The sequence below is a fragment of the Amycolatopsis vastitatis genome (assembly GCF_002234595.1).
GTDB classification, from domain to species: domain Bacteria; phylum Actinomycetota; class Actinomycetes; order Mycobacteriales; family Pseudonocardiaceae; genus Amycolatopsis; species Amycolatopsis vastitatis.
In genome coordinates this window covers 1-23,527 of sequence record NZ_NMUL01000007.1, presented here as the reverse complement: position 1 = coordinate 23,527, position 23,527 = coordinate 1, and the positions used below count along the sequence as shown (strand labels likewise).

The window sequence follows — 23,527 nt, the reverse complement described above, 5'->3', positions numbered from 1 at the left end:
CGGCTTCCCTCACACCACGATCGAGGGCGTCAACGTGGTGCCGTTGTCCCGGACGACCAGTTGCACCGGGCCCCGCTCCACCTGGTCGAACGCGAACCTCCCCCGCTCGTCGGACGTGGTCGACAGGGGTCCTCGCCCGGTGCGCAGCTCGACCGTCAGCGCGCCGGGCGGGGCGAGCCAGCCGTCCACCCGGACCGTGTCCTCGCCCGAGGGCGTCAGGGTGAGCACGACGGTCCGGTTCTTGCCTTCGAAGGTGATCGACCGCGTGTATTCGTCGCCGCGGGCGGCGGCCGCCGGCTCGCGGTGCCCGGCCATCCGGAGGATCTCGGCGTCCGGTGTGGTCGGCTCGAGCGCGAACAACACCCAGTCCGTCAGCAGTGGCGGGGGCGGATCGACGGCCGCCCACAGCTCGCGGACCCGGTGCAGGACGGCCTCGTCGGAATCGGTCATGACGCCTGCCCTTCGCCGTTTCGGACGCCGGCCTCCAGCAGCCGCCGCAGCCGGGCCAGGCATCGGCCGCGGGTGGGGCCGATGCTCCCGTGCGGCATGCCGAGACTCTCACCCACCGCGGCGTAGTCCGGTCGCGGGACGAACGCAACGATGCGCAGGAGCCATTGGCACCGTTCAGGAAGCCGGCGCAGCAGCGTCCAGAGCAACCGGTTGCTCTCCTCGGCCACCGCGAGCTGTTCGGGACCGAGGCCCTGCTCCGGGGTGTCGGGCATGTCCGTGGGATCGACGAGCCGCTCGGCGCGCTGGGCTCGGGCGACCCGCCAGGCCTCCCGCTTGGTGACCTTCACGAGCCAGCCGGTGAGTGCCGCGGGGGTGCGAATGTCCGCCAGCGAACGCACCAGGGTGAGCCAGGTGTGCTGCACGACGTCCGAACTCGAATCGGGGTCGAGCCCCTGCGCCCGCGCGATGTGCCAGAGCATCGGGGTCAGCTCGCGGACGATCTCGGCGAGGCCCTCGCGGTCACCGGCCCTCGCGGCCTGGAGCAGTTCGCCGATGTGCGCGTTGGTGGCCGCAGGCCGCTGTCCGTTCATCGCGGTCCTGGGAGTCGTTCGACGCCGGTGACAATTTCCGCGAGATTCTTCGCTGCCATTGAGGTCGCCTCCTGGATGGTTGTCGCGTTGACCATCGGGAGCGCTACACGAAGGGTGAGATTCACCCGGACGGTCACCAAGACAATCAGAGGATTTCGATGTATCCACGGCGTCGTCGTGCCACCCCTGGTGCCGAAGTCGAATCGGACACCCGATCGCCGGTTCGGAGAGGAGTGGAGTGCGATGGCAACAGCGGAAGCGAAGAACGCCTCGATCGGTCTCGGCCTCGCGATCGTCGGTGCGGTGTGCGGAACGGCTTTGACCAGCGTGGTCACGGAGCCTGGTGTGATCAGGTTGGTTGCACTCTGCCTCGGTGCGGCCATCCCGCCGTTCGTCAGCACGGTGGGCCGGTGGCGTCCGGGCCGGGCCGCCGTGGCCATGCTGATCACGGTCGTCGCCGCGGTGATCACCTATTCGAGCGCCGTCAGCGTGACTGCCGCGACCGGCGAAGAGATCGTGCCGGTGCTGCCGGGACTGCGTCCGCCGACCACCACTCAGCCGACGACACCGCCCCCGACCGTCACGTCGACCCACGGGGACGGTGCTCTCGAGGTCGCGCCGGCCACGGTGACCTGCAAGCCGGTCTGCGACCACGACGTCACGATCACCAGCACCGGCAGCGCGCCCGCCCGCGTCGGAACCATCGAGTTCGACGGTCCGGCGAAGGCGAAGTTCACCCGCACCGGGGAATGCCTCGGGAAAACGCTCGATTCCGGTGAGAACTGCACCTTCCGGGTGGCGTTCAAGCCCGCCGGTGCGACCGGCACGCAGACCGCGCGGCTGGTGATCGAGCACGACCTGAACGACAAGGCGATGGTCGTCGCGCTGAGCGCTGAGCAACCGAGTCTCGATCTCGCAGTGTCGTCACAGGGCTCGAGTTGCGTCTTGCAGCCCGGCGGGACAGTCGACGGACGCGATGCGCTCGAGATCTTCTTCCACGTCGCACTGACCGGAGCGACGCCCGAACAGCTGCCCGGCCTCGTTCCGGTAACGGTGAGGAGCGTCCCCGGCGCGACGATCAGCCTGAACACCGCGGTCGGTCCGGACTCGACCGGCTCCACCGTCGCGGCCCTGCCACTGAGCGCGCTCGACTACGGCCGTGCGCACTCGATCACGATCACCGTCGATCCCGGCCACAAAATCGCGGAAGGCAACGAGTCGAACAACGCCGTACAACTCCGCGTGACGCTCCCGGCCAAAAACACTTCACGCGGAACCGTCCGGCTGCACTGCTGACACACACCCGGCTCTCGCGACGACTTACCGAAAGACCTGCCGAAAGGAAGATTCCGATGACGATTCGATTCACCCGGCGACCGGTCGTCCGCGCCGAGCACGTCGACCTGCCCGACTGGCCGCAGTCGTTGCTGGACAAGCACGGCAGCCGCATGTTGCGCCCTGCCGATGCCGCCCGCGTGCCCGGGACGCCACCGACACCGCCGCCGCTGTCGACCGTGTACCGCTCGGCCGTCCTGCTGTTTCCCCGAAGCGTCCTGCTCGATTCCGTTCTGCTCGAGAAGATCGACAAGGAAATCAACGTGACGGGCGCGAGCCTGCTCGCGGACGGCAAAACACTGCCGTCCGCTGATCTCCCCGAAGAGCTGGCCGGACTGGACGACCGGTACACGGCGCAGTTCCCGATACCGGTCGCGCTCGTGGCGTACGGCGAGAACGCCGAAGTGGTCGACGCCTACTTCGTGCTTCAGCAGATCCGCACCGCACACCGCCTCGGCCGGCTGGACGGGAACCCCGGCCTCGACCTGATCTCGTTGGAGCACCTGCTGGTCGGCGCCGAATACGGGGGTGTCCCGACCTGGGGCCCGCGTGACGTCCGCGACGCCGGTGACGGCGGCCCCAACGCGTCCTACCGGATGTTCCCGGTCGCCTACACCGGCGCGCCGCCCGCGCGCAGTGCGACGCCACAGGGAGGCCGCCGGGTCGTGATCGCGGTGCCGGACACCGGCTTGAACCAGCACCCGTGGTTCGGTCTCACGCAGTTCCAGGGCACGCTTCCGCCGAACGGGTTCCTCCGCGAGTTCAAAGCGTCGGAGACCGCGATCAGCGCGCAGCAACAGCACCTGTCCGGGCTGACGCCCACTGAAGTCCTCACGGACGCCTGGGAGAGCGCGAGCAGTGAGAACACGGTGACCGAGGACGTCGACCGGGCGACCGGGCACTTCACGTTCATCGCCGGCCGCATCCGGCAGAACGCACCGGACGCCGACGTGCTCGCCATGCGCGTGCTGCACCGCGACAACGTCTGCTACGAGGCCGACCTCCTGCTCGCCATGTACCTGCTCGTCGCACGCATCGCCAACGCCCAGAGCGACCAAGACGTCGTCGACATCGTGTCGATCTCGCTGGGTGGCTACGTCGAGAGCGCGTCGCTGGAGGCGTCTCACCTCCGCACGGTTCTCAAGGCCCTCGCCGAGCTCGGCGTGATCGTGGTCGCCGCCGCGGGCAACGACTCCACCACCCGCCCGTTCTACCCGGCCGCCTTCGCCAGTGAGCCCGTCGACGCGAACGATCCGTGGATCGGCCCCCCGGTCATCGCGGTCGGCGCGCTCAACGTGGACGACACCCAGGCGTGGTTCAGCAACGCCGGGCCGAACGTGACCGTCGAGGCGACGGGGGCGAACGTGGTCAGCACGTTCCCGACCAGTGTGCGCGGCCCGGTCGGTCCCGGACGCACGACCCGATCAGGCGACCGGCGGTCGGCCGACCCGGACGTCTACCCGAACGGGTTCGCCATCGGGTCCGGAACGTCCTACGCGGCCCCGGAGGTCGCCGCCGGGCTCGCGCGGTACCTGGTGAACCAGAAGGTGCCGATCACCGACGTCCGCACCAAGAAAATGCGGGCACGAGCGGAGCAGGCGATCAAGAGCTTCCGGAAAGACCATCCGTGACTCACGAAGAGCCAGGGCGAGCTGCTCGACGGAGTAGAGTTGCCGGTCGGCTCGCCACGTGTGTGCGGCGCGCGGCCCTGGCGGGTCGAGCGCGCGGGCCGGAGGGAGAGTGATGAGTTTCGACGAGCCACTCTTCCGGAGCCGCGAGCCGCGGGGCGAGTCCGGCCCGGCGCCGGCGGCCGGAGCCTGACGTGACCAGCGTCGGCTCTCAGGCGCGAGATCTCCACGGCCGGGGCCGGGCCGCGGTCGAGGGCAGCCGCTCGGGCGAGGGCATTCGCCTGTTCCGGCGTGCGTTGCGGTTGCTCGACTGGCCGAACGTGCTCGAACGCGAGCACCAGGCGATCGCCGCTCGCATCCTCATCAGCATGGCTGCTGCCGAGGTCCACCTCGGCAGCAGTGCGGAAGGATTCCGGCTGCTCGACGACGCCGAACGCATCGTGGCTCCGGAGGACCGCAGCGCGCTGCTCTCCCAGCGCGGCCTGCTTTGCGTCCTCGTCGGCAGGATGGACGACGCCCTCCTCCACCTGAACGAGGGCATCTCGACGCACAGCGACCCCGCCGACCACTACGGCCGCGCCACCGATCTGATGAACCGCGGCATGCTCCACGCGCTGGCCGGGCGGGCGCGGCTCGCGAAGAGCGATCTCGAGCGCTGCGAAGCGATCGCCCGCGCCGCGGGCCTGCCGCTGATCGTCGCCAAGTCCCAGCTCAACCTCGGCTACTGTGAAACGCTCCGGGGCGACATCCCGGCGGCGTTGCGCGCGTTCACCCTGGCCGGGCAGGGATTCGCCGTCCACGCGCCCAAGTTGCTCGCGGTCGTCGGCATCGACAAGGCGAGGGCGCTCATGCAGGCGGGTCTCGCCGACGAGGCCGCGTCGGAGCTGGACGAGGCGATCCGGTTGCTCGGCCACGCAAGGCCGACCTACGAACGCGCCGAGGCCGCGCTCACCCGCGCCCAAGCGGCCGTCGCCCAGCAGCAGTTCGGCACGGCCAGGTCCTGGGCACGTCGTGCCGAGCAGTACTTCCTCCGGCGCGGGGACTCGAGCCGGGCCGCGGTAGCCGTGCTCACCCGCCTGCGCGCGGACTTCTGCACGGGCAAGCGGCTTCACCGCGTCGAAGCCGAAGCCGAGGAACTCGCCGTGCGGCTGCGCGGTCTCGGCCTGCCGAACGACGCCGAGACTGCCACTCTGCTGGCTTCACGGGCGGCGACGCGGCGCGGGTACCTCGACGACGCACGGCGCCACCTCGTGATCGGGCGTGGCACCCAGCCCGTGCTGGAGACGGCGCTGTTGCGCCGCATGGCGACCGCCGAGCTGCACCTCGCCGCGGGCCGCACCGGTGACGCGCTACGCCAGGCGCGATCGGGACTCGCGCTGTTGCACGAACACCGTGGCCGGCTCGGCAGCCTCGACCTGCGCACCGGCGCGGCCGCCGTGGCGTCGGAACTGGCGGCCATCGGCCTCACCACCGCCGTCCGGCAGAGCAGCCCCGCACGAATCTTCAGCTGGGCCGAGCGCTCACGAGCGCAAGCGTTCCTCATGCGGCCGGTGCGCCCGCCGTTCGACGCCGAGACCGCGGATGCGGTGGCCGAACTGCGCCGCCTGGCAGTGGTGATCCGGGAAGCCGAGCTCGCGAGACGCCCGGACGTCGAAGCCCGACGCCGCTGCGCCCGTCTGGAGCACCTCATCCGGGAACGCGGCTGGCACGTCGGCGGAGACGGCCAGTACCACGACGAGGCCACGCTCCAGGACGTCGCCCACGAACTGGCCGCGCAGAACGCGGTGATGGTCACCTTCATGACCGTCGACGACGAGCTGCTCGCCGTGGTGATCGCCGACGGCCGAGGCGGCCTCGTCCGGCTCGGGGACCGGCCCGCGGTCGTCGAGGCGACGATCCGGCTGCGGACCGATCTCGACGCGCTGTGCGGCAGGCGGCACCCGCCGGCGCTGCGGGCCGTCATGACCAACTCCGTCACCCACCAGCTGGCCGTGCTCGGCGAACGCCTGGTGCGGCCGTTCGAGAAGGCCCTTGCCGACCGAGACCTCGTCGTCGTCCCGACCGGCCCGCTCGCCGGTATCCCGTGGGGACTGCTCGATGCCCTGCGCGGACGCCCGGTCACCGTGACGCCGTCGGCGTCGTCGTGGCTGCGCGGCACCCACGCGCCGGCCGGCGAGCCGTCCGGCTCGGGCCCGCTCCTGGTCGCGGGTCCGGGCCTCGAGTTCGCCGCGGCGGAGGTCGGCAAGATCGCCGGCTCGCTGCCCGCCAGCACGGTGCTCACCGGCGACGACGCGACGGTAGCGGCGACGCTCGCGCACATGGACAACCGCCGGATCGTGCACTTCGCCGCGCACGGTCACCACGAGCCGGGCAACATCCTGTTCTCGCGGCTGGACCTCGCGGACGGTCCGCTGATGGCGTACGACATCGGCGCGTTGTCCTCGGCACCCGAACACGTCGTGCTTTCTTCGTGCGACACGGGCCGTTCAGTGATGAGGACCGGTGACGAAATGCTCGGTTACGCGGCAGCTTTTCTCTACAGTGGAACAAAAACCGTCGTGGCCGGTGTCGCGAGAGTGGCTGACGACACGGCCGTGGACGTCATGAGCTGCTACCACGAGCTGCTGCACCGCGGCGCGACGCCGGCACGCGCGCTGGCCAAGGCGTCCCTGGTCGCACCTCTGATCCCCCTGGTGTCCTTCGGCTCCTGACGCCGGAGACGTTTTGTCAGCCCGCAGCGCGCGAGCCACCACGGCACAACCGGTTGCACGAGCTAAGCGATACCTCTTTTCCGCGCGTAGCGTTGAGCTGTTTCGCCCCGACTTCCGTGTTACCGGCATGGTGGTCGGTCAGGGAATGCGGGGATGACCATGAAACATCCGGGGCCGTTGTTCACACTGCTCGCCGGTGTCGTGCTCGCCGGCGGGATCGGGATGGTCAACCTGGCGACCGGCACGGGCGTCGCGCCCGTCGCCGGGTCCCCCGACGCGGCGGCCACCAGGGCGGCGCCGCCCAAGACGTCCGAGACGCTGGGGGCACCGAAACCCGAAGCGTCCCAAGCGGAAGCGCCCGCACGGGCCGACTACGCGGGGCGTGTCACCGGCGGTGGTGCGTCCGTCGCGGTGTCGGTGCGCGATGGCCACGCGATCGCCTACCTCTGCGACGGCAAGAAGATCGAAGCCTGGCTGCAGGGCGTGACGGCCGGCGGGAAGCTCGATCTCAAAGGAGTGAAGAATTCCAGCCTGACCGGTAGCTTCGACGCCGCGTCGGTCACCGGAACCGTGACGGCGTCCGGCAAGACCTGGCAGTTCACCGCGCCCACGGCGAAGAAGCCCGCGGGGCTCTACCGCGCGACACCGAAGGTCAAGGGCAAGACGGCGAAGGTCGGCTGGATCGTGCAGCCCGACGGCAGCCAGGTCGGCATCCTCACGACGGACGAGGACTCGGCGGCCGCCCCCACGCTCGACCCGGCGGCGAGCACCGCAACCGTCGACGGCGCCCCGGTGACCGCCGAGCCGATCAGCGGCCTCGCCGGGAACGGTGACTTCTGATGGCCGCCACGGCAGCGAACAACCGCGCCGCGGTCCTGCTCCTGGTCCCACTGGCCGTCGGCGCCGTCGTCTCGGTGGTGCTCGGCGTCTACGGCAACCTGCACACGCCGACCGGGGTCGCGGTGAACGTCGCCGGCTTCTCCAGCCCGCAGTCGGTGAAAGCCTGGCTGGCCACGGTCGTCATCGTGCTCGCCCTCGTGCAGCTCGCCTCGGCACTGGCGATGTACGGGAAACTCGGCGGCGGCGCGCCAGCGTGGGTCGCGCCCGTGCACCGCTGGTCGGGACGGCTTGCCTTCCTCGTGTCGATCCCGGTGGCGCTGCACTGCCTCTACGCGCTCGGGTTCCAGTCGTTCGACACGCGCGTCCTCCTGCACTCCCTGCTCGGCTGCTTCTTCTACGGCGTGTTCGTCGCGAAGATGCTCCTGCTGCGCAAGGACGGCGCACCCGGGTGGTCGCTCCCGGTCCTCGGCGGGCTCGTGTTCACCGCGCTGGTCGGGCTGTGGCTGAGCGCGTCGCTCTGGTTCTTCACCCAATTCGGTTTGATCTTCTAGGGGGACGATCGTGCACGACGACGACACGGACCCGGTGCTGGCGCGCCGGACGGCACTCGCGGTCATGGGCGCCGGGCTGGTGGCCGGCTGCAGTACCTACGGCGGGAGCGCGGGCACGCCGACATCCGCCGCGCAGCCACCCGCGGCGGGCGGCACCGAACTCGGCGCCGCCGCCGACGTCCCGGTCGGCGGCGGCAAGGTGTTCGCCGACAAGCAGGTGGTGGTGACCCAGCCGGCGGCGGGCACCTTCGCGGCCTTCTCGGCGATCTGCACCCACCAGGGCTGCACGGTCGACACCGTCGCGGACGGCACGATCAACTGCCCCTGCCACGGCAGCAAGTTCAAAATCGCCGACGGCTCGGTGGCGAACGGCCCGGCGGCGAAGGCCCTCGACAAGAAGGCAGTCACCGTCAAGGGCGGCAAGATCACCCTGACCTGAGGCCTGTCACGAACTACCTCACCCGCTGATCGCGCACTGCCCGGGCGACCGCGCGGAGAACACCGATCGGGTCGGCGCCCGCTGCGTGCACGCCGACGTGGTTCGCCCCCGCCGCCAGCTCCGCGCGGACGCCCGCCGCGATGGCCGTCTCGTCGCCGTGCAGCACGAGGGAGTCGACCAACCGGTCGCTGAAGGGGGCGGTGAGGTCCTGGTCGGTGTAGCCGATCCGCCGGAGGTTGTCGGCGTAGTTCGCGATCCCCAGGACGGGGCGCAGCCCGGCCCGGCCGGTCCCTCGGGCCCGTTCGACGTCGGTGTCGAGGACCACGCTGTGCCCGGGCACCACCAGCTTGCCCGCTCCGAGCAGCTCCCGGGCGCGGCGGGTGTGCTCGGGCGTCACCTGGAGTGTGAGCGTGCCCGCGGCGCGGTCGGCCGCCAGCCGGAGCATCTTCGGCCCGAGCGCGGCCAGCAGCACGCGATCGGCGGGGACGCCGGCCGCGGCCAGGGTGTCCAGGTAGCTCGCGATCTTCGTCACCGGAGACGCATACCCGGCGTCGAGCTCCCGGTGGCCGGCGCCGATGCCGACGAGGAGCCGGTCGGCGTGCTTGCCTGCGATGCGGTGGTAGGAGTCGGCGACCGTCTGCGCGTCCGCCTGCCACACGTTGAGCACGCTGGTGCCCACCACGATCCGGTTCGTGGCGTCGAGCAGCCGCTCCGCCTGGAGGAGATCGGCGGACGGCGACGCGGCCAGCCAAACCGCGCCGTACCCGGCTTTCTCCAGTGCGACGGCATCCGTCGCGGTCGCCTCGGCGGCGGCCAGGTAGGCACCCAGCGATCCCAGTTCGATTGTCATGATCACGACTTCAGCACCGGTCGGCGGCGCGAACCAGAGCCAACCGGCACGTGCTGCGATAAGCTTCCCTTATCGTCAAGATCATCCGGGGGTGAAACCGTGGAGCTGCGGGCGCTGCGCTATTTCGTCACCGTCGCCGACGAACTGCACTTCGGCCGGGCCGCCGAACGGCTGCGCATCGCGCAACCCGCCGTCAGCCAGCAAATCGCCCGGCTGGAACGGGAACTCGGGGTCCGGCTCTTCGACCGGTCACCCCGGCAGGTCCGGCTCACCGCGGCCGGGCAGCGGGTGCTCGACGCCGCACGCACCACGCTCGCCGCGGCCGGCCAGGTGCAGATCGCGGCGAAGCAGGTCATGACGAGCGTTCGCATCGGCACCGCCGCCGGCCTGACCGCCCGTCTGGAACGCGGTATCGACGCCCTCCGTGAACGGGCGCCGGAGTTCGACGTCGTGCTGGTCGACCTGCCGGTCGAGGCCCGGCTCAACGCTCTCCGGCAAGGGGAACTCGACCTGGCGCTGACCCGTGGCGTGTGCGCCGTGCCCGGGCTCACCGTGCTGCCGACCTGGACCGAACGCCTGTTCGCGGTGGTGTCCAAGCACCACCCGGCCGCGGATCGCCCGGCCGTCGGACTTGCCGAGCTGGCCGACGACACGCTGCGCGTTCCCGCCCGCGAGCACGACCCACCGTTGCACGACGCCGTGGTCTCGGCGTTGCGCGGCACCGGGCGGTACGCGCGGGCGGGCCGGCCGACCGGCACGCTCCAGGACACGATCGTCGAAGTCGGCTCGGAGCCGCGCAGCTGGACAGTGCTGCCCGCCGACCAGGTCGCCGAGATCCGCTCGACCCGGGTACGGGCGATCCCCCTGGACCCGGCGGTCACGATCGCCGGCAGCGTCGTCGTCGCCGCGGAAAACGCGACCGGCGCGGCCGAGTGCGCGGTCGCGGCCTTCCGCGACGAGGTGACCCACTAGCGTCCATAGTGGACAGCAACGACGCCGTACCCCGGCCGGGGTTCACCCGGTGCAGTTCGCCCCTCCTCGGCGACACTCACTCCATCTTGAGCGGGCCCTGAGCCGGTCCGGGCACCGTAAGGAGCGTCCACCCCAGGCGGGAGTTGCGGTGCAGCAAGAGGTTCAGCAGTTCTACGCGCGGCAGATGTGGTTGCTCGACACCGGCGATGCCGCGGGGTGGGCCGGAACAGCCACCTCGCCCTCACCCATCTCACCAACGACTTCGCCGTGCTGAGCGATCCGCGAGTCGCCGAAACGATGCGCTCCACCCAGGACCACATGCACCCGCGCTCACGAGACGAAGTCCTCGCGCTCTTCGAGGGCTTCGACCTCGTCGAACCCGGGCTGACGACCTCCGCGAGCTGGCGGCCGGACCGGCTCGCCGCCGTCGTCGACGCCGAAGAAGACGGTCCCTACGCCGGGGTGGGTGTCAAACCCTAGGCGAACCGCTCCCACGCCGACTGGCGCGTCATTCCCAGGGCCTCGCCGATCTGCGACCACGTGCCGCCCAATGCGCGTGCCTTGGCGACCCACGCCGCCAGGTTCTCCTGCACCTGGGTGCTCGCCGCCGACACCGGGGCGAGGTTCTGCAGCACCTGCTCCAACGGCAGGTCGTGTTCCCACGGCGCGATGAGCGGCGCGTCGGCGGGCTTTCCTTCGATCGCCGTCACGCACAGCTGCACGCAGCCGTCGCAGATGAAGACCCCTGGACCGCCGATGAGCGTGTCCACCTCCGTGTTCGGCTTCGCGCAGAACGAACAACGGGCGATCACCGCAGTACTCATGGAAGACCTCCTTGTCAGGGGCAACCTTACAGACGTAAGGGCGCGCCTGACAAGAGGAAGGCCGCCGTCCACTCGGCGAGTTCCGTCAGCCGGGTGGTCAGCTCCTCGATCTCCGCCCAGCGGCGGTGCTCCCGTTCCAGGTCCGGCACCAGGAAGTCCTCCACGAGCAGCAGGAGCGTCGCGATCTCGTAGGCGACGTCGGCGAGCTGCAGGAACGGCCGGTACTCGGTTTCGGTGCCCGCCCCGTGCCGCGCCGCCCAGTCCCGGGCACCGTGGCCGGCGGTCCGGCACACGGCCACCACGGTGCGCCGCAGATCGCCGCGACGGGAGCCGTGCTGCCCTTCGGCCAGTGGGGCGACGTTCCAGGCCACCGACAGCAGGCAGCACCCGGCGTCGTCCATCGACTCGTTCATCACCGGACGTACTCTGCTGACCGGCACGCACAGTCCCGCTGCTCCGACTCGCCCGGTCACCCCATCGTGTGGAGCACCGGACCGGATCGGGTGAGCATCGGCAGGGAGACGAAGTCCGCGAGAGCCTGCTGGCCGGCCGCGTTGGCGTGGATGCCGTCGCCGTTGTCGTAGGCGGGCAGGATGCTGTTCGGCTGCAGCGGATCCGCCAGCACCGTGTCGAAATCCACGACGCCCGAACACGTGCCGCCGCAGGTGTTCCCGCGCCGGACGAACAAGGCGATCTCGTGCCGGGCCAGGTTCGCCTGGTCGCCGTACCCCGGCCGCGGCGTGCTCGGCGTGACGTACACCGAGATCCCGGCCGCCCGCAGCCGCCCGAACACCGTCCGGTAGCTGTCCAGGATCGTCGCGGCGTCACAGCCGTACGCCAGGTCGTTCGTGCCGTAGTAGTAGATGACGGCCGTGACGCCGTGCAGTGCCAGGACGTCCCGGTCCAGCCGGCTCGCGGCGTCCAGGCCCGCCACCGATGGCGGCATCCCCGGGCACGACCGGGCGCTCGTCGTGCCGGAGACACCCGCGTTGGCGACAGCGAGCCGCGCCGGCGAGGCGACGATCCGCCGCGCCAGGTCGTCGGTCCACCGGCGGTTCGCGCCGAGCTGCGTGCAGCCCGGCCCGCAGTTGGTGCTGCCGATGCCGTCGACGACCGAGCTGCCGAACGGGACGACCGTGCCCTGCAACGCGGAATTGTGCACGTCGACGGCGCTGACGACGTACGTGGAGCCGACCGTGGCCGTGAAGGCCCCGCCCGCGACGTCGGCGGCGTGGTCACCCGAACCCGGCGGGGTGAGGTAGTTGTCGCGCAACGCCGCGCCGTGACGGCCGGGCACCGCGGTGCCCTCGACCGACATGCTCACCGCGAGATCGGAATCCGGGCGCGTCGCGAGCCTCGTCTCGTCGCTCCAGACTTCGCCGCCCACCGGGATCGTGACGGCGAGGCGCCCGCCGAAGGTCAGGTCGCGCACTCCGGTGACCGCGGCGCCGCCCGTGCTCGGCCCGGCGGTCGCGTGCCCGACGGTCAGCGGCCCGGTGCCGAAGGTGTTCTGGAGCCGGACGCGCACGGCGTCGCCGCCCTGGCTGAGGTGGGTGATCATCCGCAGCGACTGGCCGGTGACCGGGGCGTCGGCGCGGCCGTCCTGCGACTGCGCCCACGACGTGAACCAGGCGTGCCCGGCCCCGGCGGCCCCCGGAGCGGAGACCACGACGGCCGCGGCCACGGAAACCGCGGCGAGAACGGCGATCCTGCGCACGGCGCCTCCTTGGTCCACAAAGGACGAACGGCCGGGGAGCTGCCACCCGATCGTAAGCAGCCGGTCACGGAAGCGACAAAGGTTTTGTCCGATCTTGTCAGCGGCGCTGCTTTTCGGTTCGATGGCGGCATGACCGAACCCCGCCTCTTCGGCGATCCGTACGAAACCCCGGACGGCACGACCGTGATCCCGGTCCACCGGCCGGTCGGGGTGTTCGCGATCCGCGAGGGACACGCCAAGTGGGAACCGGCGGTCGACGCGACGCGCGTCGCCCTGCTGGGGGTGGGTATCGGGCTGGCCGCCGCGGTCCTCGCCGGCCTCGCCATGGTGCGCCGGCCGCCGTGGCCCGACCTGCGGCTACGGCTCTAAGCGCAGCTACCGGAGGCCCTTCGCCAACGCCTGGACGCGGCCGAGCGGGCCGTTGTAGTAGTTCTGGTCCCCCGGCAGGCCGCCGCCGCGGGCGAACTGCCAGATGGCCTGTTTGGCCCAGCCCGCGGGCAGCTCGCCGATCGCCGGGGCGTACCGCGCCAGCCACAGCGGGTTCGTGTTCCCGAACCGGCCGGTGTTGCCCGTGCAGCGCTTCCACCACGCCGTGCTCGTGTAGATCAGCGCGCTGCGTTTGACCTTCGCCAGGTACGTGCGCGTGAAGTCCGTGATCCAGGCCGTCATGTCGGCCGGGCTCTTGCCGTAACAGACTTCGCCGTACGGGTTGTACTCGATGTCGAGCGCGCCCGGGAGCGTCGTCCCGTCCGGGCGCCAGCCGCCGCCGTGGGCGATGAAGTACTCCGCCTGCTGCGCGCCGCCCGAGACGTCCGGGCGGGCGAAGTGGTAGGCGCCGCGGATCATGCCCGCCGCGTGCGCGCCGTCGTACTGCGGACCGAACTGCGGGTTGACGAACCCGGTGCCCTCGGTCGCCTTGACGTAGGTGAACTTCGCGCCGGCGCCGGCCGCGGCGGGCCAGTCGACCACGCCCTGGTGGCCGCTGACGTCGTGCCCGAGCGTCTGCCCCGCCGGGTCGGCGCGGCCGCTCCCCTGCACGCCTTCGTGCGCCGCGATCTGCGTGCCCGCGTAGGTCGCGGCCGCCAGCGAGTAGTCCGCGGGCGCCGCTTCGGCCGGGGTGGCGAGGACCACCGCCGCGACGGCGCCGGCGAGCAGTCCGGCAGCGGTTCGGCTCATCCGGGCTCCGATCTCGGTGCTGGCACGACCGAGCCCATGGTGCCTGCCGCGGTCGCTCCCCGCGAGACGGCTGTCACCCGATGCAGTGATCTTCAGAGTTCGGTGGTGATGATCGCCTCCACCAGCGTCTCCCCCGGCGGCGTCAGCTCGACCACGCCGTCGTCCGGCCGCATCCGGACGAGGTCACGCGCAGCCAGCGAACGGAACTTGCCCAGCCACGGTTCCGCGAACAGCGAACGTCCGGGGAACCGCTCGGTGTGCAGGGAATCCCGCAGCGGCTGCAACGTCGTCAGCGCCATCTTGACGGCCCTGGCCTCCTGCGCCTCGGGGGTGAACCGCGTCGCCGACCCCAGCGGGATCCGGCCGGAAAGCACGGTTTCGGTGTAGCGGCGGGAATTCACGTCGGTGATCGCCTCGGACGCGCGGCAGCTCGAGCTGCCGCCCAGCCCGATCGCCACCTCGGGTTCCTGCTTGTCCTGGTCGACCATGATGGACTTCCACTTTTCGGGGCCGAGACCGTCGCGCGCGAAGTACATCGTCGGGTGCTCGGTGTAGCCCGCCGCGCGCAGGCCCTCGGTGAGCAGCTCCCGCATCTGGTACTGCTCGCCGAGCGCAGGCCAGCGGTGGCCGTCGCGCACCAGCTTGTCCCGGTACGCGGGCAGCTGCCACGCCGCGGGCTTCTCGCCGGTCACGCCGGTGCGGGTGTCGCTGTAGGAGGCCAGGTGCAGCTTCGTGCACACCACCGCCGTCACCTCGTTCTCCAGCACGACGTCGAGGTCGCGCCGGACGCTGTCGAGGGTCTGGTCGAGCAGGCCGTACATCAGGTCGATGCTGACCCACTCGAACCCGGCCCGCCGCGCGTTGCGGACGAAGTCGACGCACATCGACGCCGTGTGCTCGCGGCCGCACAGCTCCAGCACGTGGTCGTCGAAGGACTGGACGCCGCTGGACAGCTTGGTGCAGCCCAGTTCCCGCAGCAGCTCGAGCTTCGCCGGGGTGAACGTGCTGGGGTCGCCTTCGAAGCGGATCGTCGTGCCGGCGGTGAACCCGAAGTTCGCCCGGTAGAACTCCAGCAGCCGCCGGATCTCCGGCTCGGGGAGCAGCGACGGCGTCCCGCCGAAGACGTTGAACTCCCCCACCTCGGCACCGCGCAGGTGGGGCACGGCGTCGAGCCACAGCCGCGCCTCGGCGATGTTGAGGTCGACCCAGGACTTCGCTTTCTCGTATGCCACTTCGGGTTTCCCCTTGACCAGCACCACCGGGTACTGGCAGAACCGGCAGCGGTAGGCGCACGTGGGGATGTAGGACCACAGGTGGATCGGTCCCGAGGCAACAGCCAGCTGTGCGTCCAGGTCGCGCAGGAAGTCCTCCGGGGAACCCGGGACGTTGCCCGGGAAGACGTGCGCCCCGAACGGGTCCTCCTGCACGAAGTCGAGGAGGTGCCGGTTCTCGGGCGCTTCGAGGACGTCGAGCACGCCGGGGCGCGGCCACGCGGGGTCGATCGCGTGGAGGGAACCGACCGCCTCTTCGTAGCCCAGGGTCATCAGAACACGCCTCCGTTGCCGAAGTAGTTGTGGGCCTCTCCCGACTCGCGGTCTTCGCAGTAGTAGCGGACGAACTCGGCGAACCGCTGCGCCGGGACCTCCGCCAGGCACGGCGGCAGCGGCGGCGGGTGGCCGATGTCTTCGCCGACGTGCCGCCGCAGGCACGCGAACAGCTCGTCGGCGAACTCGAAGTACAGCCGGTACGACGGCGTCTTGTAGCTGTGGATGGGCGTGAAGTCGGCGACGCGCATCTCGTGGCGGATTTCGGCGATCCGCCGAGCGAGCCGCGCGGCGAGATCGGTGCCGAAGAACGCGATGACGGCGTCGTCCTCCAGCAGGGCCGGGGTCAGCAGCACCGGCAGGATGGTGTTCTTCGGGGTGAAGTCCTTGATCGAGAACTCCCAAGCCTGCTTCGCTTCGGCTTCGGTGAGGTCGGCGGGCATCGAAGGCGCCGACGGCCGGATGTCGCGCATGACGATGATGCCGTCCGAGCCGTAGGCCCGGCCGGTGATGACCTCGTCGATGGCGTGGTCGACGCGCCGCGGGTTGATCTCGACGCGCGAGCGCGGCGCGTAGGTGATCGCGTCGCCGCCGCCGGCGACCTTGATCCCGAAATCCCAGTCGTCGGAGAGGTGGTTGACGAACTTGCCGTCCTGCAGCTGGTAGAAGATTTCGATGCCGCCGGCGCGCTCGTAGGCGTCGCGCTCGACGGCGAAGCCCTTGCCGTCGGGGAAGCCGCCGAACAGCGCGAACGTGACAGCGCGGCAGCGCAGCGTCCGCTGGATCGCGTCCCAGAGCCGCGGCCGTCCGGTGAAGTGCCCGGCGTCGTAGTAGTAGTCGCAGACGCCGATGGCGGCCTTGCTCGACTCCATCGCGGCGAACAGCTCGCTCAGCCAGTGCGCGTCGACGCGGCAGTCCGCGTCGGCCGACACGAGGTAGAACCGCTCGCCGGGGTCGCTGTCGGGCCGGTTCCGGCTGCGGGCCGCGGCGAAGTCCATCCCGGCGCGCCGGGCGCACGAAACGCCCTGTTCGGGCTCGTGGATGACGTGCAGGGCCAGGTCCGGGTGCGCCGCCGCGAAGGCGTGCGCGATGGCCACGGTGTCGTCGGTCGAGTTGTTGTCGACGAGCACGACCTCGTACAGATTCTTGTCCAGGGCGCGCTGGTCGTGCAGTGTCCGCAGCACCTCCGGGAGGTTCGCGGCCTCGTTGTACACCGGCAGCACGACGCTCAGCCGGGTGCCCGCTCCCATCGGCGGTGGGTACAGCCGGTCGACCAGGTCGTCGACGACCCGCGTGCCGAACCGCGCCTGCCCGAGTTCCGAATTCGCCCGCACCACTTCCGCCCGTTTCCCTTCGTCGGTGATCAGCTCGGCGACTTCGCGGGCGAACGCCTCGTCCGGCAGGTCGCGGGTCCGGATGTCGAGCACCGGCGCCCGGAAGCCCTTGCTGCCGTAGACGACGTCGTACAGCTCGTACCCGCTCGTCACGTACGGCGTCCCGGACGCGATCGCCTCGCTGACCGGGTTGCCGTAGCTCTCGTAGTCGTAGGAGGTCAGGAACGACACGACCGTCGCGTGCGCGAGGAGGTCGCGTACGGAGTACCGGCCGGGCACGTCCGTGTCGTACGGCGTCAGCCAGCCGCCGAACACGACGCGGTCGCGCACGCCGAGGCGCGTCGCGAGGTCGACGAGCCGGGCGTGCTCGGCCGGTGTCTCGCCGACGTCGCCGGCGACGAACAGCCACGCGTCCGGCAGCAACGCGAGCAGGTGGAGGTCCCGGTCGAGGCGCTTCTGCGGGATGATCCGCGTGATCCGCGCCAGCAGCGGGACGTCGTCGGGAATGCCGTGGTCACGCCGGAAAGCCGCGTTGCGTTCGTCGATCCGCGCCGGGGCGATGGCGAAACTGTTGGGCAGGACGTCGATGTTCGCCAGGCCCGGCACCCATTCCAGGGTCCGCGCCAGCGCCTGATCGTGCAGCGCGAAGTAGTGGATGTGCGGGGAGCTCCGCGGCGCGGGGACGCCCGCGTAGGGGAACCGGCCGTACTTGGCGATCCCGGGTTCGCTCTGCCACATCAGGTCGTGGTCGCGCCAGAACACGTACCGGCCCAGCCGGTGCCGGGCGCCGTAGCGGTCGATCGCCCGGTACAGCGCCTCGGTGTAGGCCACGTTTTCCGGCAGGGTCCCGTTTTCGACCATCACGACGGTCACGCCGAGGCGTTCCCAGGTGGCCACGATCCGCGTCGCCAGCTCGCCGGCGACGCGGTCGATCTCCGGGCGCAGGGCGTCGTCGCCGGCCTGGACCATCCGGGTGAGCACGCGGTCGACGAACTCGCGGTCGTAGCCCCGGACCTCCTCGACGCCCGCGACGCGGTCGAGGGTGACCCAGCCGGGCAGCAGCTGCGCCTCGTCGCGGTAGGGCCGGAAGAAGGCGCCTTTGTCGGCCTTGATGTCGTAGCCGAGATCGAGGTGGACGCGGTGCCCGCGGGCGGCGAAGCGGCGCGCCGTCTTGAGGAACTCCACCACGACCCCGGACAGCGGAGTGGCGTCGAAGGACACGCCCCAGAGCACTGACATCGATGTCAAACCCCCGTATCGGCTTCGCCGTCTTTTCCAGCGTAAGCGCGGGGGCCCCGAACGGCCGTGTGAACGCTTTCGTGGTTGACCGCCGGCGCCGGACGCCCCACAGTGACCGCATGAACCGGGCGCTCGGGGTGCTGACCTGCGGCGCCTTCCTGTCGATCGTGTTCGGGGTCCTCGGGTCCGGGAAACCCGGGCTCGGCCTGGTGCTCGGCGCGGTGTTCACCACGCTCGGCACCGTCGGCTTCGGCTGGGTCCGCGGCCGCCGCGGTCCGTGGTGGGCGGCCGGCTACGCCGTCGTCCAGCTGCCGCTGGCGTTCGTGATCTTCACGATCGACGCCGGGGTGGGGGCGACACTGTTCCTCGTCGTCCTGGTCAGCCAGTGCGTGCTGCTGCGGCTGCCCCGCCCGGCGATCGCGCTGGTCATCGCGGTCGTGCCGCTCGTGCACCTCGGGATGTCGCTCGGCGACGGGCTGCGGGAAGGCATCGGCACCCTCATGTCGGTGCTGTTCGCGGCCATCATCACCGAGCTGCTGCTGCGGGAACAACGCTCGCGCGGCGAACTCGCCGAAGCGCACGAGAAACTCCGGGACTACGCGGCGCAGGCGGAAAGGCTGGCGACGGCGCAGGAACGCAACCGCGTCGCCCGGGACATCCACGACGGTCTCGGGCATTCGCTCACCGTCGTCCAGATGCAGGTGAAGGCCGCGCGGGCGGTCCTGCCGACCGATCCCGCCAAGGCCGACGAGGTCCTGTCCAAGGCACAGGACCAGGCCGAGAACGCGCTGACCGAGGTCCGCCGCTCGGTGCGGGCGCTGCGCGAACCCCGGTCGACGCCATTGCCGGAAGCCCTGCGGGCCCTCGTCGAAGAAACGTCCGCGGCGGGTGTTCCGGCGTGGCTGGCGGTATCCGGTACCGAACGTCCCCTCACGGACGGACCACGCGAAGCGCTTTACCGGGCGGCTCAGGAAGGCCTGACGAACGTCCGCAAGCACGCCGCCGCCGGGCGCGCGGACGTCGAACTGGAGTACGCCGAGTCGGTGGTCCGGCTCTCGGTGCGCGACGATGGAGTGGGCACCGACGGCGCCGCCACCGGCTATGGCCTGCTCGGGCTGCGCGAACGCGCCGAACACCTCGGCGGCGAAGTCACCTTCGCCTCCACCCCCGGCCACGGCAGTGCCCTGAGCATGGAGATCCCCGGATGACCGCGGTCCGCGTCCTGCTGGTCGACGATCAGGCCCTGTTCCGCGAAGCCCTGGCCACGCTGCTCGCCACCCACGACGACATCGACGTCGTCGGCGAAGCGGGCAACGGCGACGAAGCCCTGAGCCGGGCCGCCGATCTCAGGCCCGACGTCGTCCTGATGGACCTGCGTATGCCGGTGCTCGACGGCGTCGCCGCGACACGGCGGCTCCGCGCCGAACACCCGGAGACGCGGGTGATCGCGCTGACCACCTTCGACGACGACGAGGACGTCTTCGCCGCCCTGCGCGCGGGCGCGGTCGGGTACCTGCTCAAGGACGTCTCGTCGGCCCGGCTGGTCGAGGCCGTGCTGGCCGCCGCGCGCGGGGAGTCCGTGCTGCAGCCGTCCGTCGCCGCGAAGGTCGTCGCGCGGTTCGCCCAGCTGCCCGACACGCCGGAGTCCCGCCCGCAGCCGCTGGTGGTGCCGTTGTCCGAGCGCGAGCTGGAGGTCCTGCGCCTGCTGGCCGGCGGACGCAGCAACCGCGAGATCGCCGCGGCGCTGTTCCTCGCCGAGGGCACGGTCAAGAACCACGTGACGAACCTGCTGGGCAAGCTCGGCGCCCGGGACCGCACCCAGGCCGCCCTGCGGGCCCGGGACCTGGGCCTGCTCCGGCCGTGACCCCGGTTGTGACTTCCGGCACCTGGCAGCACAGCTGGCGACGGCGATTCTGGTCCAGGAGCAGATCCTGGAGGGAAGCCATGACCACCACCGAAACCACCCGGACCACCACCCGCAAGCTCGCCCGGTTCACCGGCCACTACGCCGAGATGGTCACCGCCATGATCATCGGCATGGTGGCGCTCGGCCCGCTGTGGCCGTCCGCCTGGCTGGAGCGCGCCGACGCCGACGCGCTCGTGATGGCCACGAACATGACCGTCGCGATGGTGCTCGCCATGGCGGTGCGCCGCCATGCGTGGCCACGGATCGCGGAGATGGCCGCGGTGATGTACCTGCCGTTCGTGGCGCTGCTCGTGCCGTACTGGCTCGGCGCGCTCTCCGGCACCGCCCTGATGGTCGCCGGGCACGTCGTCATGTTCCCGCTCATGCTCGCCGCCATGGTATGGCGCCGCGCCGAGTACTGGCACTGATCATGCGGACCGTCCTGAAGTGGTTCGCCCTGGTCCTCGCCGTGCTCGCGATTCCCGCCGTGGGCGCCGCCCTCTCCGCGTTCGCGGCGATCGGCGCCCTCAACTCCCCCGGCCCGCAGCGGCCCGTCCCCGCCGCGGCGACGGCTCCCCACGACCCGGCCAAGCCGACCGCGGTGGTCCTCGTGGGCGACCGGGGTGCTGTCGTCTCGGACGTCCTCGCGCCGTACGAAGTCCTCGCCGCGAGCGGCCGGTTCAACGTCTACACGGCCGCACCGCGCCGCGAGGCGAAGCCGTTGACCGGCGGCCTCGACCTGGTGCCCGACTTCGGCTTCGACGACCTCGCCGCCCGGCTCGGCGCGAAACCGCCGGACCTCGTCGTCGTCCCGGCACTCCCCGATCTGGGCGAGCCGAGCACCGAGCCGGTCAAGGCGTGGCTGCGCACGCAGGCCGCCCGCGGCGCGAAGCTGCTGGGCGTCTGCAACGGCGGCGGCGTGCTCGCCTCCGCCGGCCTGCTCGACGGCCGCCCCGCCACCGCGCACTGGCTCAAGCTCGAAACGTTCGCCGACGACTACCCGGCCGTGCACTGGGCGCGGGAACAGCGGTTCGTCGACGACGGCGACGTCGTCACCACCGGCGGGATCCTCTCCGGCATCGACGGCACCCTGCACTGGGTCGAGCGGCTGGCCGGCCGCGACGTGGCGGCCGGCGTCGCGAAGGCGATCGGCTGGTGGCGCTACGGCACCGCGGTGCCGGTGCACCCGCCCGCCTCGATGCCGGACGCCGCCGCCATCGTCAACGCCGGCTTCCGCTGGAACCCCGACGAAATCGGCGTGCTGCTCACGAACGGCGCCGGCGAGATCGAACTCGCGTCGGTCTTCGACACCCAAGGCCAGTCCCTGTCCTCGCGCACGCTCGCCGTGAGCGCCGACGGCGGCCCGGTCCGGTCACGGCACGGGCTGACCTTCGTGCCCCGCGCGAGCCTGGCCGCCGCACCGGACCTCGACCGGCTGCTCGTTCCGGGCGCGACGCGCGGAGTCACGCCACCGCCCGGCGTCCCCGCCCCGGAGTACGTCCACGACCGGCCCGGCTTCGCCTACGACACCGCGGTGAGCGGGCTCGCCCGCAGCACCGACGTCGCCACCGCCCGGTGGACGGCGAAGGTGCTGGAACTGCCCGCCGACGGGATCGTGTTCGAAGGCCGGGCCTGGCCGTGGCTGCCCACGGCGCTGCCGGTCGCCCTGTTACTGCTCGGGGCGGCGGCAGTCGCCGTGGGGATCCGGATCAGGAAGCGTCACGGCGCCCAGGGCTGACCGGCGACCCAGCTGGTGTCGTCGTTGTAGGACGTGGCGCTGTCCCAGGCGTTCGTGCCGCTCGTGTCGGCGATGTAGACGGAGAAGTTGTAGTGCCGCAGGTACTTCGTCGGGTAGTTGTAGGACCGGAACGACGTGCCCTGCCCGTTCTTCCCGGCGACCGGGCAGAACGTCGCGTCGGCGCGGAAGGCCGCGCTGCCGTCCATGGGCTGCCGCTGCACCTTGAAGTTGAAGTGGCGCAGGAAGTCCCCGGGGTAGTTGCGGGACTCGAACGACACGCAGGAGGCGTCGGCGAGTCCCTTCCGGACGATCCAGGTGGCGTCGCTCTTGTCCACAGTGGAGCTTCCGGAGGAGACGGGCGAGATCACCGCGCTGTCGTTCTGGTGCCGGAGGTAGTCACCGGTGCAGCACGCCGTGGTCGCCCGCAGGGAGAGCTCCGAACCCGCCGTCAGCGACCCGGTGGTCCCCGTCGGGCCGCCGTAGCCGACCGACACGACGTTCGCCTGGACCGCGTTGTCCGCCGCGTCGGTCGGCAGCCCGGCGGTCATCACGCCTTCGAAGAACGACCCGATCGAGCCATTGCTGTTGTCGCCGCCGGTGCCCAGGACGATCGCGCCCTCCTGGTGCATCGGCGCGTACCCGGATCCGGTCGTGGGTTCCGGACCGGAGTACGTCGTCCTGAGCGAGCCGGACTGCGCGTTGCCGTCCTTGAGCGCGAAGAAGTTCTGGCCGTTGTTCTTCAGCAGGGCCGTGACGAACGGGAACTTCGTCCCGGTGTTCGCGGTGTTCTGGCTGCCGCCGGCGCTCGACTGGAACAGGCCGTTCTCGAGGTCGGCCTGCACCCACGGGCCCGTGCCGTTGCAGGGCTGGAACCAGCACTCGGTGCCGAAGTTGAGCGCGTCCATGTGGCCGTTGCCGGTGTCCAGGTTGTTCGTCTCGGCATTGCCGTAGTCGAAGCAGCAGCGATCGTTGACGTGGGTGCCGGAGGTGATCATGTACATGCCCTCGGGCTGGCCGTTGACGGCGACGCCGGACGTCGTGTTGTCGCGGTACCCCATCCGGCCGGAGAACGACGCGCCGTAGACCTGGTGGCCGCCCGCCGTCACGGGCAGGGCGTCCGCGGGCACCCCGGTGTCCTGGCCGCCCGCGCCGCCGGGACCTTCGATCGTCAGGTCGTTGTGGCGCGGCGACTGGTCGTAGATCTCGGTGATCAGGCAGGTCGTGCCGGCGCAGAAGGAGTCCTGGGCGGCCGCGTTGGCGTACCCGCCGGCGGCGAGCAGGCCGATGTTGGTGCGTGCGCTGTCGGACGCGCGCTGAACCTGGTACAGCGGGCCGTTGTAGGCGGCGTAGAGGGCGCGGGTGGTGCTGTGCGCGGCCACGCACGGCGTCCCCGCGGCCCCGTAGATGTCGCAGGGCAGCGATGTCGCGGCCGAAGCCGTCGACGCGGTCGTGAGGCTCGCCAGCACCAGCGCCGCCGCCGCGGACAGCAGGAGCAGGATCCTCGGTCGAGTGTTAGCGCTAACATTCTTGCTGTCTCGTCGTTGAGACATAAAAGCCTCCGTGGGGGGCCGAGCGATGTGAGCGATACCAGCGAGCACTATCCATTCCGGACCGCGGTTCGTCAACGCTCACATCGGACGCAAAACGGACCGCCGACCACCCCTAAAACGATTTAGAAATCTC

The 23,527-nt window shown here is 71.0% G+C and carries 23 protein-coding genes; 13 read left to right on the top strand and 10 right to left on the bottom strand.

Annotation, left to right across the window (positions count from 1 at the left end; all coding sequences use genetic code 11):
- Positions 1–9: 9 nt before the first annotated feature.
- A complete protein-coding gene (locus CF165_RS07300) occupies positions 10–450 on the bottom strand; it encodes a hypothetical protein (RefSeq protein WP_240521486.1) in 441 nt (146 codons plus the stop codon).
- On the bottom strand, positions 447–1,040 hold the full coding sequence (locus CF165_RS07295) for an RNA polymerase sigma factor (RefSeq protein ID WP_093946662.1): 594 nt from the start codon (positions 1,038–1,040) through the stop codon (positions 447–449). Before CF165_RS07295 ends, CF165_RS07300 begins: the two co-directional genes overlap by 4 nt.
- Between CF165_RS07295 and CF165_RS07290 the strand changes: the two genes are divergently transcribed.
- From CF165_RS07290 to CF165_RS07265, 6 genes are all read left to right on the top strand, one after another.
- Positions 1,005–2,336, top strand: coding sequence for a hypothetical protein (locus CF165_RS07290; RefSeq protein WP_143268463.1), 1,332 nt, complete (start codon positions 1,005–1,007; stop codon positions 2,334–2,336). The two genes, CF165_RS07295 and CF165_RS07290, sit on opposite strands and share 36 nt — an antisense overlap.
- Positions 2,337–2,392: 56 nt before the next feature.
- Complete coding sequence (locus CF165_RS07285; RefSeq protein ID WP_093946660.1) at positions 2,393–4,006, top strand: S8 family serine peptidase; 1,614 nt, start codon at positions 2,393–2,395, stop codon at positions 4,004–4,006.
- A 191-nt stretch (positions 4,007–4,197) separates the two neighbouring features.
- Positions 4,198–6,714, top strand: a complete 2,517-nt coding sequence (locus CF165_RS07280) for a CHAT domain-containing protein (RefSeq protein WP_240521485.1) — start codon at positions 4,198–4,200, stop codon at positions 6,712–6,714.
- 153 nt (positions 6,715–6,867) lie between these two features.
- Positions 6,868–7,554: a hypothetical protein gene (locus CF165_RS07275; protein ID WP_240521484.1), complete on the top strand. Its 687-nt coding sequence runs from the start codon at positions 6,868–6,870 to the stop codon at positions 7,552–7,554.
- Positions 7,554–8,105, top strand: coding sequence for a DUF6529 family protein (locus tag CF165_RS07270; RefSeq protein ID WP_093946659.1), 552 nt, complete (start codon positions 7,554–7,556; stop codon positions 8,103–8,105). Before CF165_RS07275 ends, CF165_RS07270 begins: the two co-directional genes overlap by 1 nt.
- 10 nt (positions 8,106–8,115) lie before the next feature.
- A complete protein-coding gene (locus tag CF165_RS07265; protein WP_093946658.1) occupies positions 8,116–8,544 on the top strand; it encodes a Rieske (2Fe-2S) protein in 429 nt (142 codons plus the stop codon).
- Positions 8,545–8,557: 13 nt separating this feature from the next.
- Here CF165_RS07265 and CF165_RS07260 read toward each other — a convergent pair whose 3' ends face one another.
- The gene (locus tag CF165_RS07260; RefSeq protein WP_093947143.1) at positions 8,558–9,394 is read right to left on the bottom strand and encodes a TIGR03620 family F420-dependent LLM class oxidoreductase; all 837 of its coding nucleotides are present in this window, start codon (positions 9,392–9,394) and stop codon (positions 8,558–8,560) included.
- Between the two features lie 99 nt (positions 9,395–9,493).
- Between CF165_RS07260 and CF165_RS07255 the strand changes: the two genes are divergently transcribed.
- Complete coding sequence (locus CF165_RS07255) at positions 9,494–10,366, top strand: LysR family transcriptional regulator (RefSeq protein ID WP_093946657.1); 873 nt, start codon at positions 9,494–9,496, stop codon at positions 10,364–10,366.
- A 216-nt stretch (positions 10,367–10,582) separates the two neighbouring features.
- Positions 10,583–10,846, top strand: a complete 264-nt coding sequence (locus CF165_RS07250; protein WP_240521483.1) for an SAM-dependent methyltransferase — start codon at positions 10,583–10,585, stop codon at positions 10,844–10,846.
- Here CF165_RS07250 and CF165_RS07245 read toward each other — a convergent pair.
- From CF165_RS07245 to CF165_RS07235, 3 genes are read right to left on the bottom strand one after another with little or no spacing between them, the layout of a single operon-like run.
- Positions 10,843–11,190 (bottom strand): ClpX C4-type zinc finger protein, encoded by a 348-nt coding sequence (locus CF165_RS07245; protein ID WP_093946656.1) that lies wholly within the window; start codon positions 11,188–11,190, stop codon positions 10,843–10,845. The genes CF165_RS07250 and CF165_RS07245 overlap by 4 nt on opposite strands.
- Before the next feature lie 26 nt (positions 11,191–11,216).
- Complete coding sequence (locus CF165_RS07240; protein ID WP_167441400.1) at positions 11,217–11,603, bottom strand: hypothetical protein; 387 nt, start codon at positions 11,601–11,603, stop codon at positions 11,217–11,219.
- A 56-nt stretch (positions 11,604–11,659) separates the two neighbouring features.
- Complete coding sequence (locus CF165_RS07235; protein ID WP_167441384.1) at positions 11,660–12,907, bottom strand: GDSL-type esterase/lipase family protein; 1,248 nt, start codon at positions 12,905–12,907, stop codon at positions 11,660–11,662.
- A gap of 129 nt (positions 12,908–13,036) precedes the next feature.
- Between CF165_RS07235 and CF165_RS07230 the strand changes: the two genes are divergently transcribed.
- On the top strand, positions 13,037–13,276 hold the full coding sequence (locus CF165_RS07230) for a hypothetical protein (RefSeq protein ID WP_240521482.1): 240 nt from the start codon (positions 13,037–13,039) through the stop codon (positions 13,274–13,276).
- Between the two features lie 6 nt (positions 13,277–13,282).
- On the opposite strand, the gene CF165_RS07225 is transcribed toward CF165_RS07230, so the two are convergent.
- From CF165_RS07225 to CF165_RS07215, 3 genes are all read right to left on the bottom strand, one after another.
- On the bottom strand, positions 13,283–14,083 hold the full coding sequence (locus tag CF165_RS07225; RefSeq protein ID WP_093946652.1) for a GH25 family lysozyme: 801 nt from the start codon (positions 14,081–14,083) through the stop codon (positions 13,283–13,285).
- Between the two features lie 92 nt (positions 14,084–14,175).
- The gene (locus CF165_RS07220; RefSeq protein ID WP_093946651.1) at positions 14,176–15,627 is read right to left on the bottom strand and encodes a radical SAM protein; all 1,452 of its coding nucleotides are present in this window, start codon (positions 15,625–15,627) and stop codon (positions 14,176–14,178) included.
- Positions 15,627–18,200, bottom strand: coding sequence for a glycosyltransferase (locus CF165_RS07215; RefSeq protein WP_240521481.1), 2,574 nt, complete (start codon positions 18,198–18,200; stop codon positions 15,627–15,629). The genes CF165_RS07220 and CF165_RS07215 overlap by 1 nt, the downstream gene beginning before the upstream one ends.
- A gap of 119 nt (positions 18,201–18,319) precedes the next feature.
- On the opposite strand from CF165_RS07215, the gene CF165_RS07210 reads away from it, so the two are divergent.
- The 4 genes from CF165_RS07210 (at position 18,320) to CF165_RS07195 (ending at position 21,844) form a co-directional block, all read left to right on the top strand.
- Positions 18,320–19,408, top strand: a complete 1,089-nt coding sequence (locus CF165_RS07210; RefSeq protein WP_093946649.1) for a sensor histidine kinase — start codon at positions 18,320–18,322, stop codon at positions 19,406–19,408.
- Entirely contained in the window at positions 19,405–20,064 is a 660-nt protein-coding gene (locus tag CF165_RS07205) for a response regulator (protein ID WP_093946648.1), read from the top strand. Before CF165_RS07210 ends, CF165_RS07205 begins: the two co-directional genes overlap by 4 nt.
- A gap of 80 nt (positions 20,065–20,144) precedes the next feature.
- Positions 20,145–20,534, top strand: coding sequence for a hypothetical protein (locus tag CF165_RS07200; RefSeq protein WP_093946647.1), 390 nt, complete (start codon positions 20,145–20,147; stop codon positions 20,532–20,534).
- A gap of 2 nt (positions 20,535–20,536) precedes the next feature.
- Positions 20,537–21,844 (top strand): GlxA family transcriptional regulator, encoded by a 1,308-nt coding sequence (locus tag CF165_RS07195; RefSeq protein WP_158226740.1) that lies wholly within the window; start codon positions 20,537–20,539, stop codon positions 21,842–21,844.
- Here CF165_RS07195 and CF165_RS07190 read toward each other — a convergent pair.
- Positions 21,826–23,394, bottom strand: a complete 1,569-nt coding sequence (locus CF165_RS07190; protein ID WP_093946645.1) for an alpha-L-arabinofuranosidase B — start codon at positions 23,392–23,394, stop codon at positions 21,826–21,828. The genes CF165_RS07195 and CF165_RS07190 overlap by 19 nt on opposite strands.
- Between the last annotated feature and the right edge of the window lie 133 nt (positions 23,395–23,527).

What these genes read in the sequence shown, in the direction of transcription:
- CF165_RS07230 (WP_240521482.1), top strand. Translation starts at nt 13,037, where the DNA reads ATGACCGAACCCCGCCTCTTCGGCGATCCGTACGAAACCCCGGACGGC.
- CF165_RS07220 (WP_093946651.1), bottom strand. Translation starts at nt 15,627, where the DNA reads ATGACCCTGGGCTACGAAGAGGCGGTCGGTTCCCTCCACGCGATCGAC.
- CF165_RS07200 (WP_093946647.1), top strand. Translation starts at nt 20,145, where the DNA reads ATGACCACCACCGAAACCACCCGGACCACCACCCGCAAGCTCGCCCGG.
- CF165_RS07270 (WP_093946659.1), top strand. Translation starts at nt 7,554, where the DNA reads ATGGCCGCCACGGCAGCGAACAACCGCGCCGCGGTCCTGCTCCTGGTC.
- CF165_RS07275 (WP_240521484.1), top strand. Translation starts at nt 6,868, where the DNA reads ATGACCATGAAACATCCGGGGCCGTTGTTCACACTGCTCGCCGGTGTC.
- CF165_RS07225 (WP_093946652.1), bottom strand. Translation starts at nt 14,083, where the DNA reads ATGAGCCGAACCGCTGCCGGACTGCTCGCCGGCGCCGTCGCGGCGGTG.
- CF165_RS07240 (WP_167441400.1), bottom strand. Translation starts at nt 11,603, where the DNA reads ATGAACGAGTCGATGGACGACGCCGGGTGCTGCCTGCTGTCGGTGGCC.
- CF165_RS07245 (WP_093946656.1), bottom strand. Translation starts at nt 11,190, where the DNA reads ATGAGTACTGCGGTGATCGCCCGTTGTTCGTTCTGCGCGAAGCCGAAC.
- CF165_RS07215 (WP_240521481.1), bottom strand. Translation starts at nt 18,200, where the DNA reads ATGTCAGTGCTCTGGGGCGTGTCCTTCGACGCCACTCCGCTGTCCGGG.
- CF165_RS07285 (WP_093946660.1), top strand. Translation starts at nt 2,393, where the DNA reads ATGACGATTCGATTCACCCGGCGACCGGTCGTCCGCGCCGAGCACGTC.
- CF165_RS07195 (WP_158226740.1), top strand. Translation starts at nt 20,537, where the DNA reads ATGCGGACCGTCCTGAAGTGGTTCGCCCTGGTCCTCGCCGTGCTCGCG.
- CF165_RS07205 (WP_093946648.1), top strand. Translation starts at nt 19,405, where the DNA reads ATGACCGCGGTCCGCGTCCTGCTGGTCGACGATCAGGCCCTGTTCCGC.
- CF165_RS07190 (WP_093946645.1), bottom strand. Translation starts at nt 23,394, where the DNA reads ATGTCTCAACGACGAGACAGCAAGAATGTTAGCGCTAACACTCGACCG.
- CF165_RS07210 (WP_093946649.1), top strand. Translation starts at nt 18,320, where the DNA reads ATGAACCGGGCGCTCGGGGTGCTGACCTGCGGCGCCTTCCTGTCGATC.
- CF165_RS07295 (WP_093946662.1), bottom strand. Translation starts at nt 1,040, where the DNA reads ATGAACGGACAGCGGCCTGCGGCCACCAACGCGCACATCGGCGAACTG.
- CF165_RS07300 (WP_240521486.1), bottom strand. Translation starts at nt 450, where the DNA reads ATGACCGATTCCGACGAGGCCGTCCTGCACCGGGTCCGCGAGCTGTGG.
- CF165_RS07260 (WP_093947143.1), bottom strand. Translation starts at nt 9,394, where the DNA reads ATGACAATCGAACTGGGATCGCTGGGTGCCTACCTGGCCGCCGCCGAG.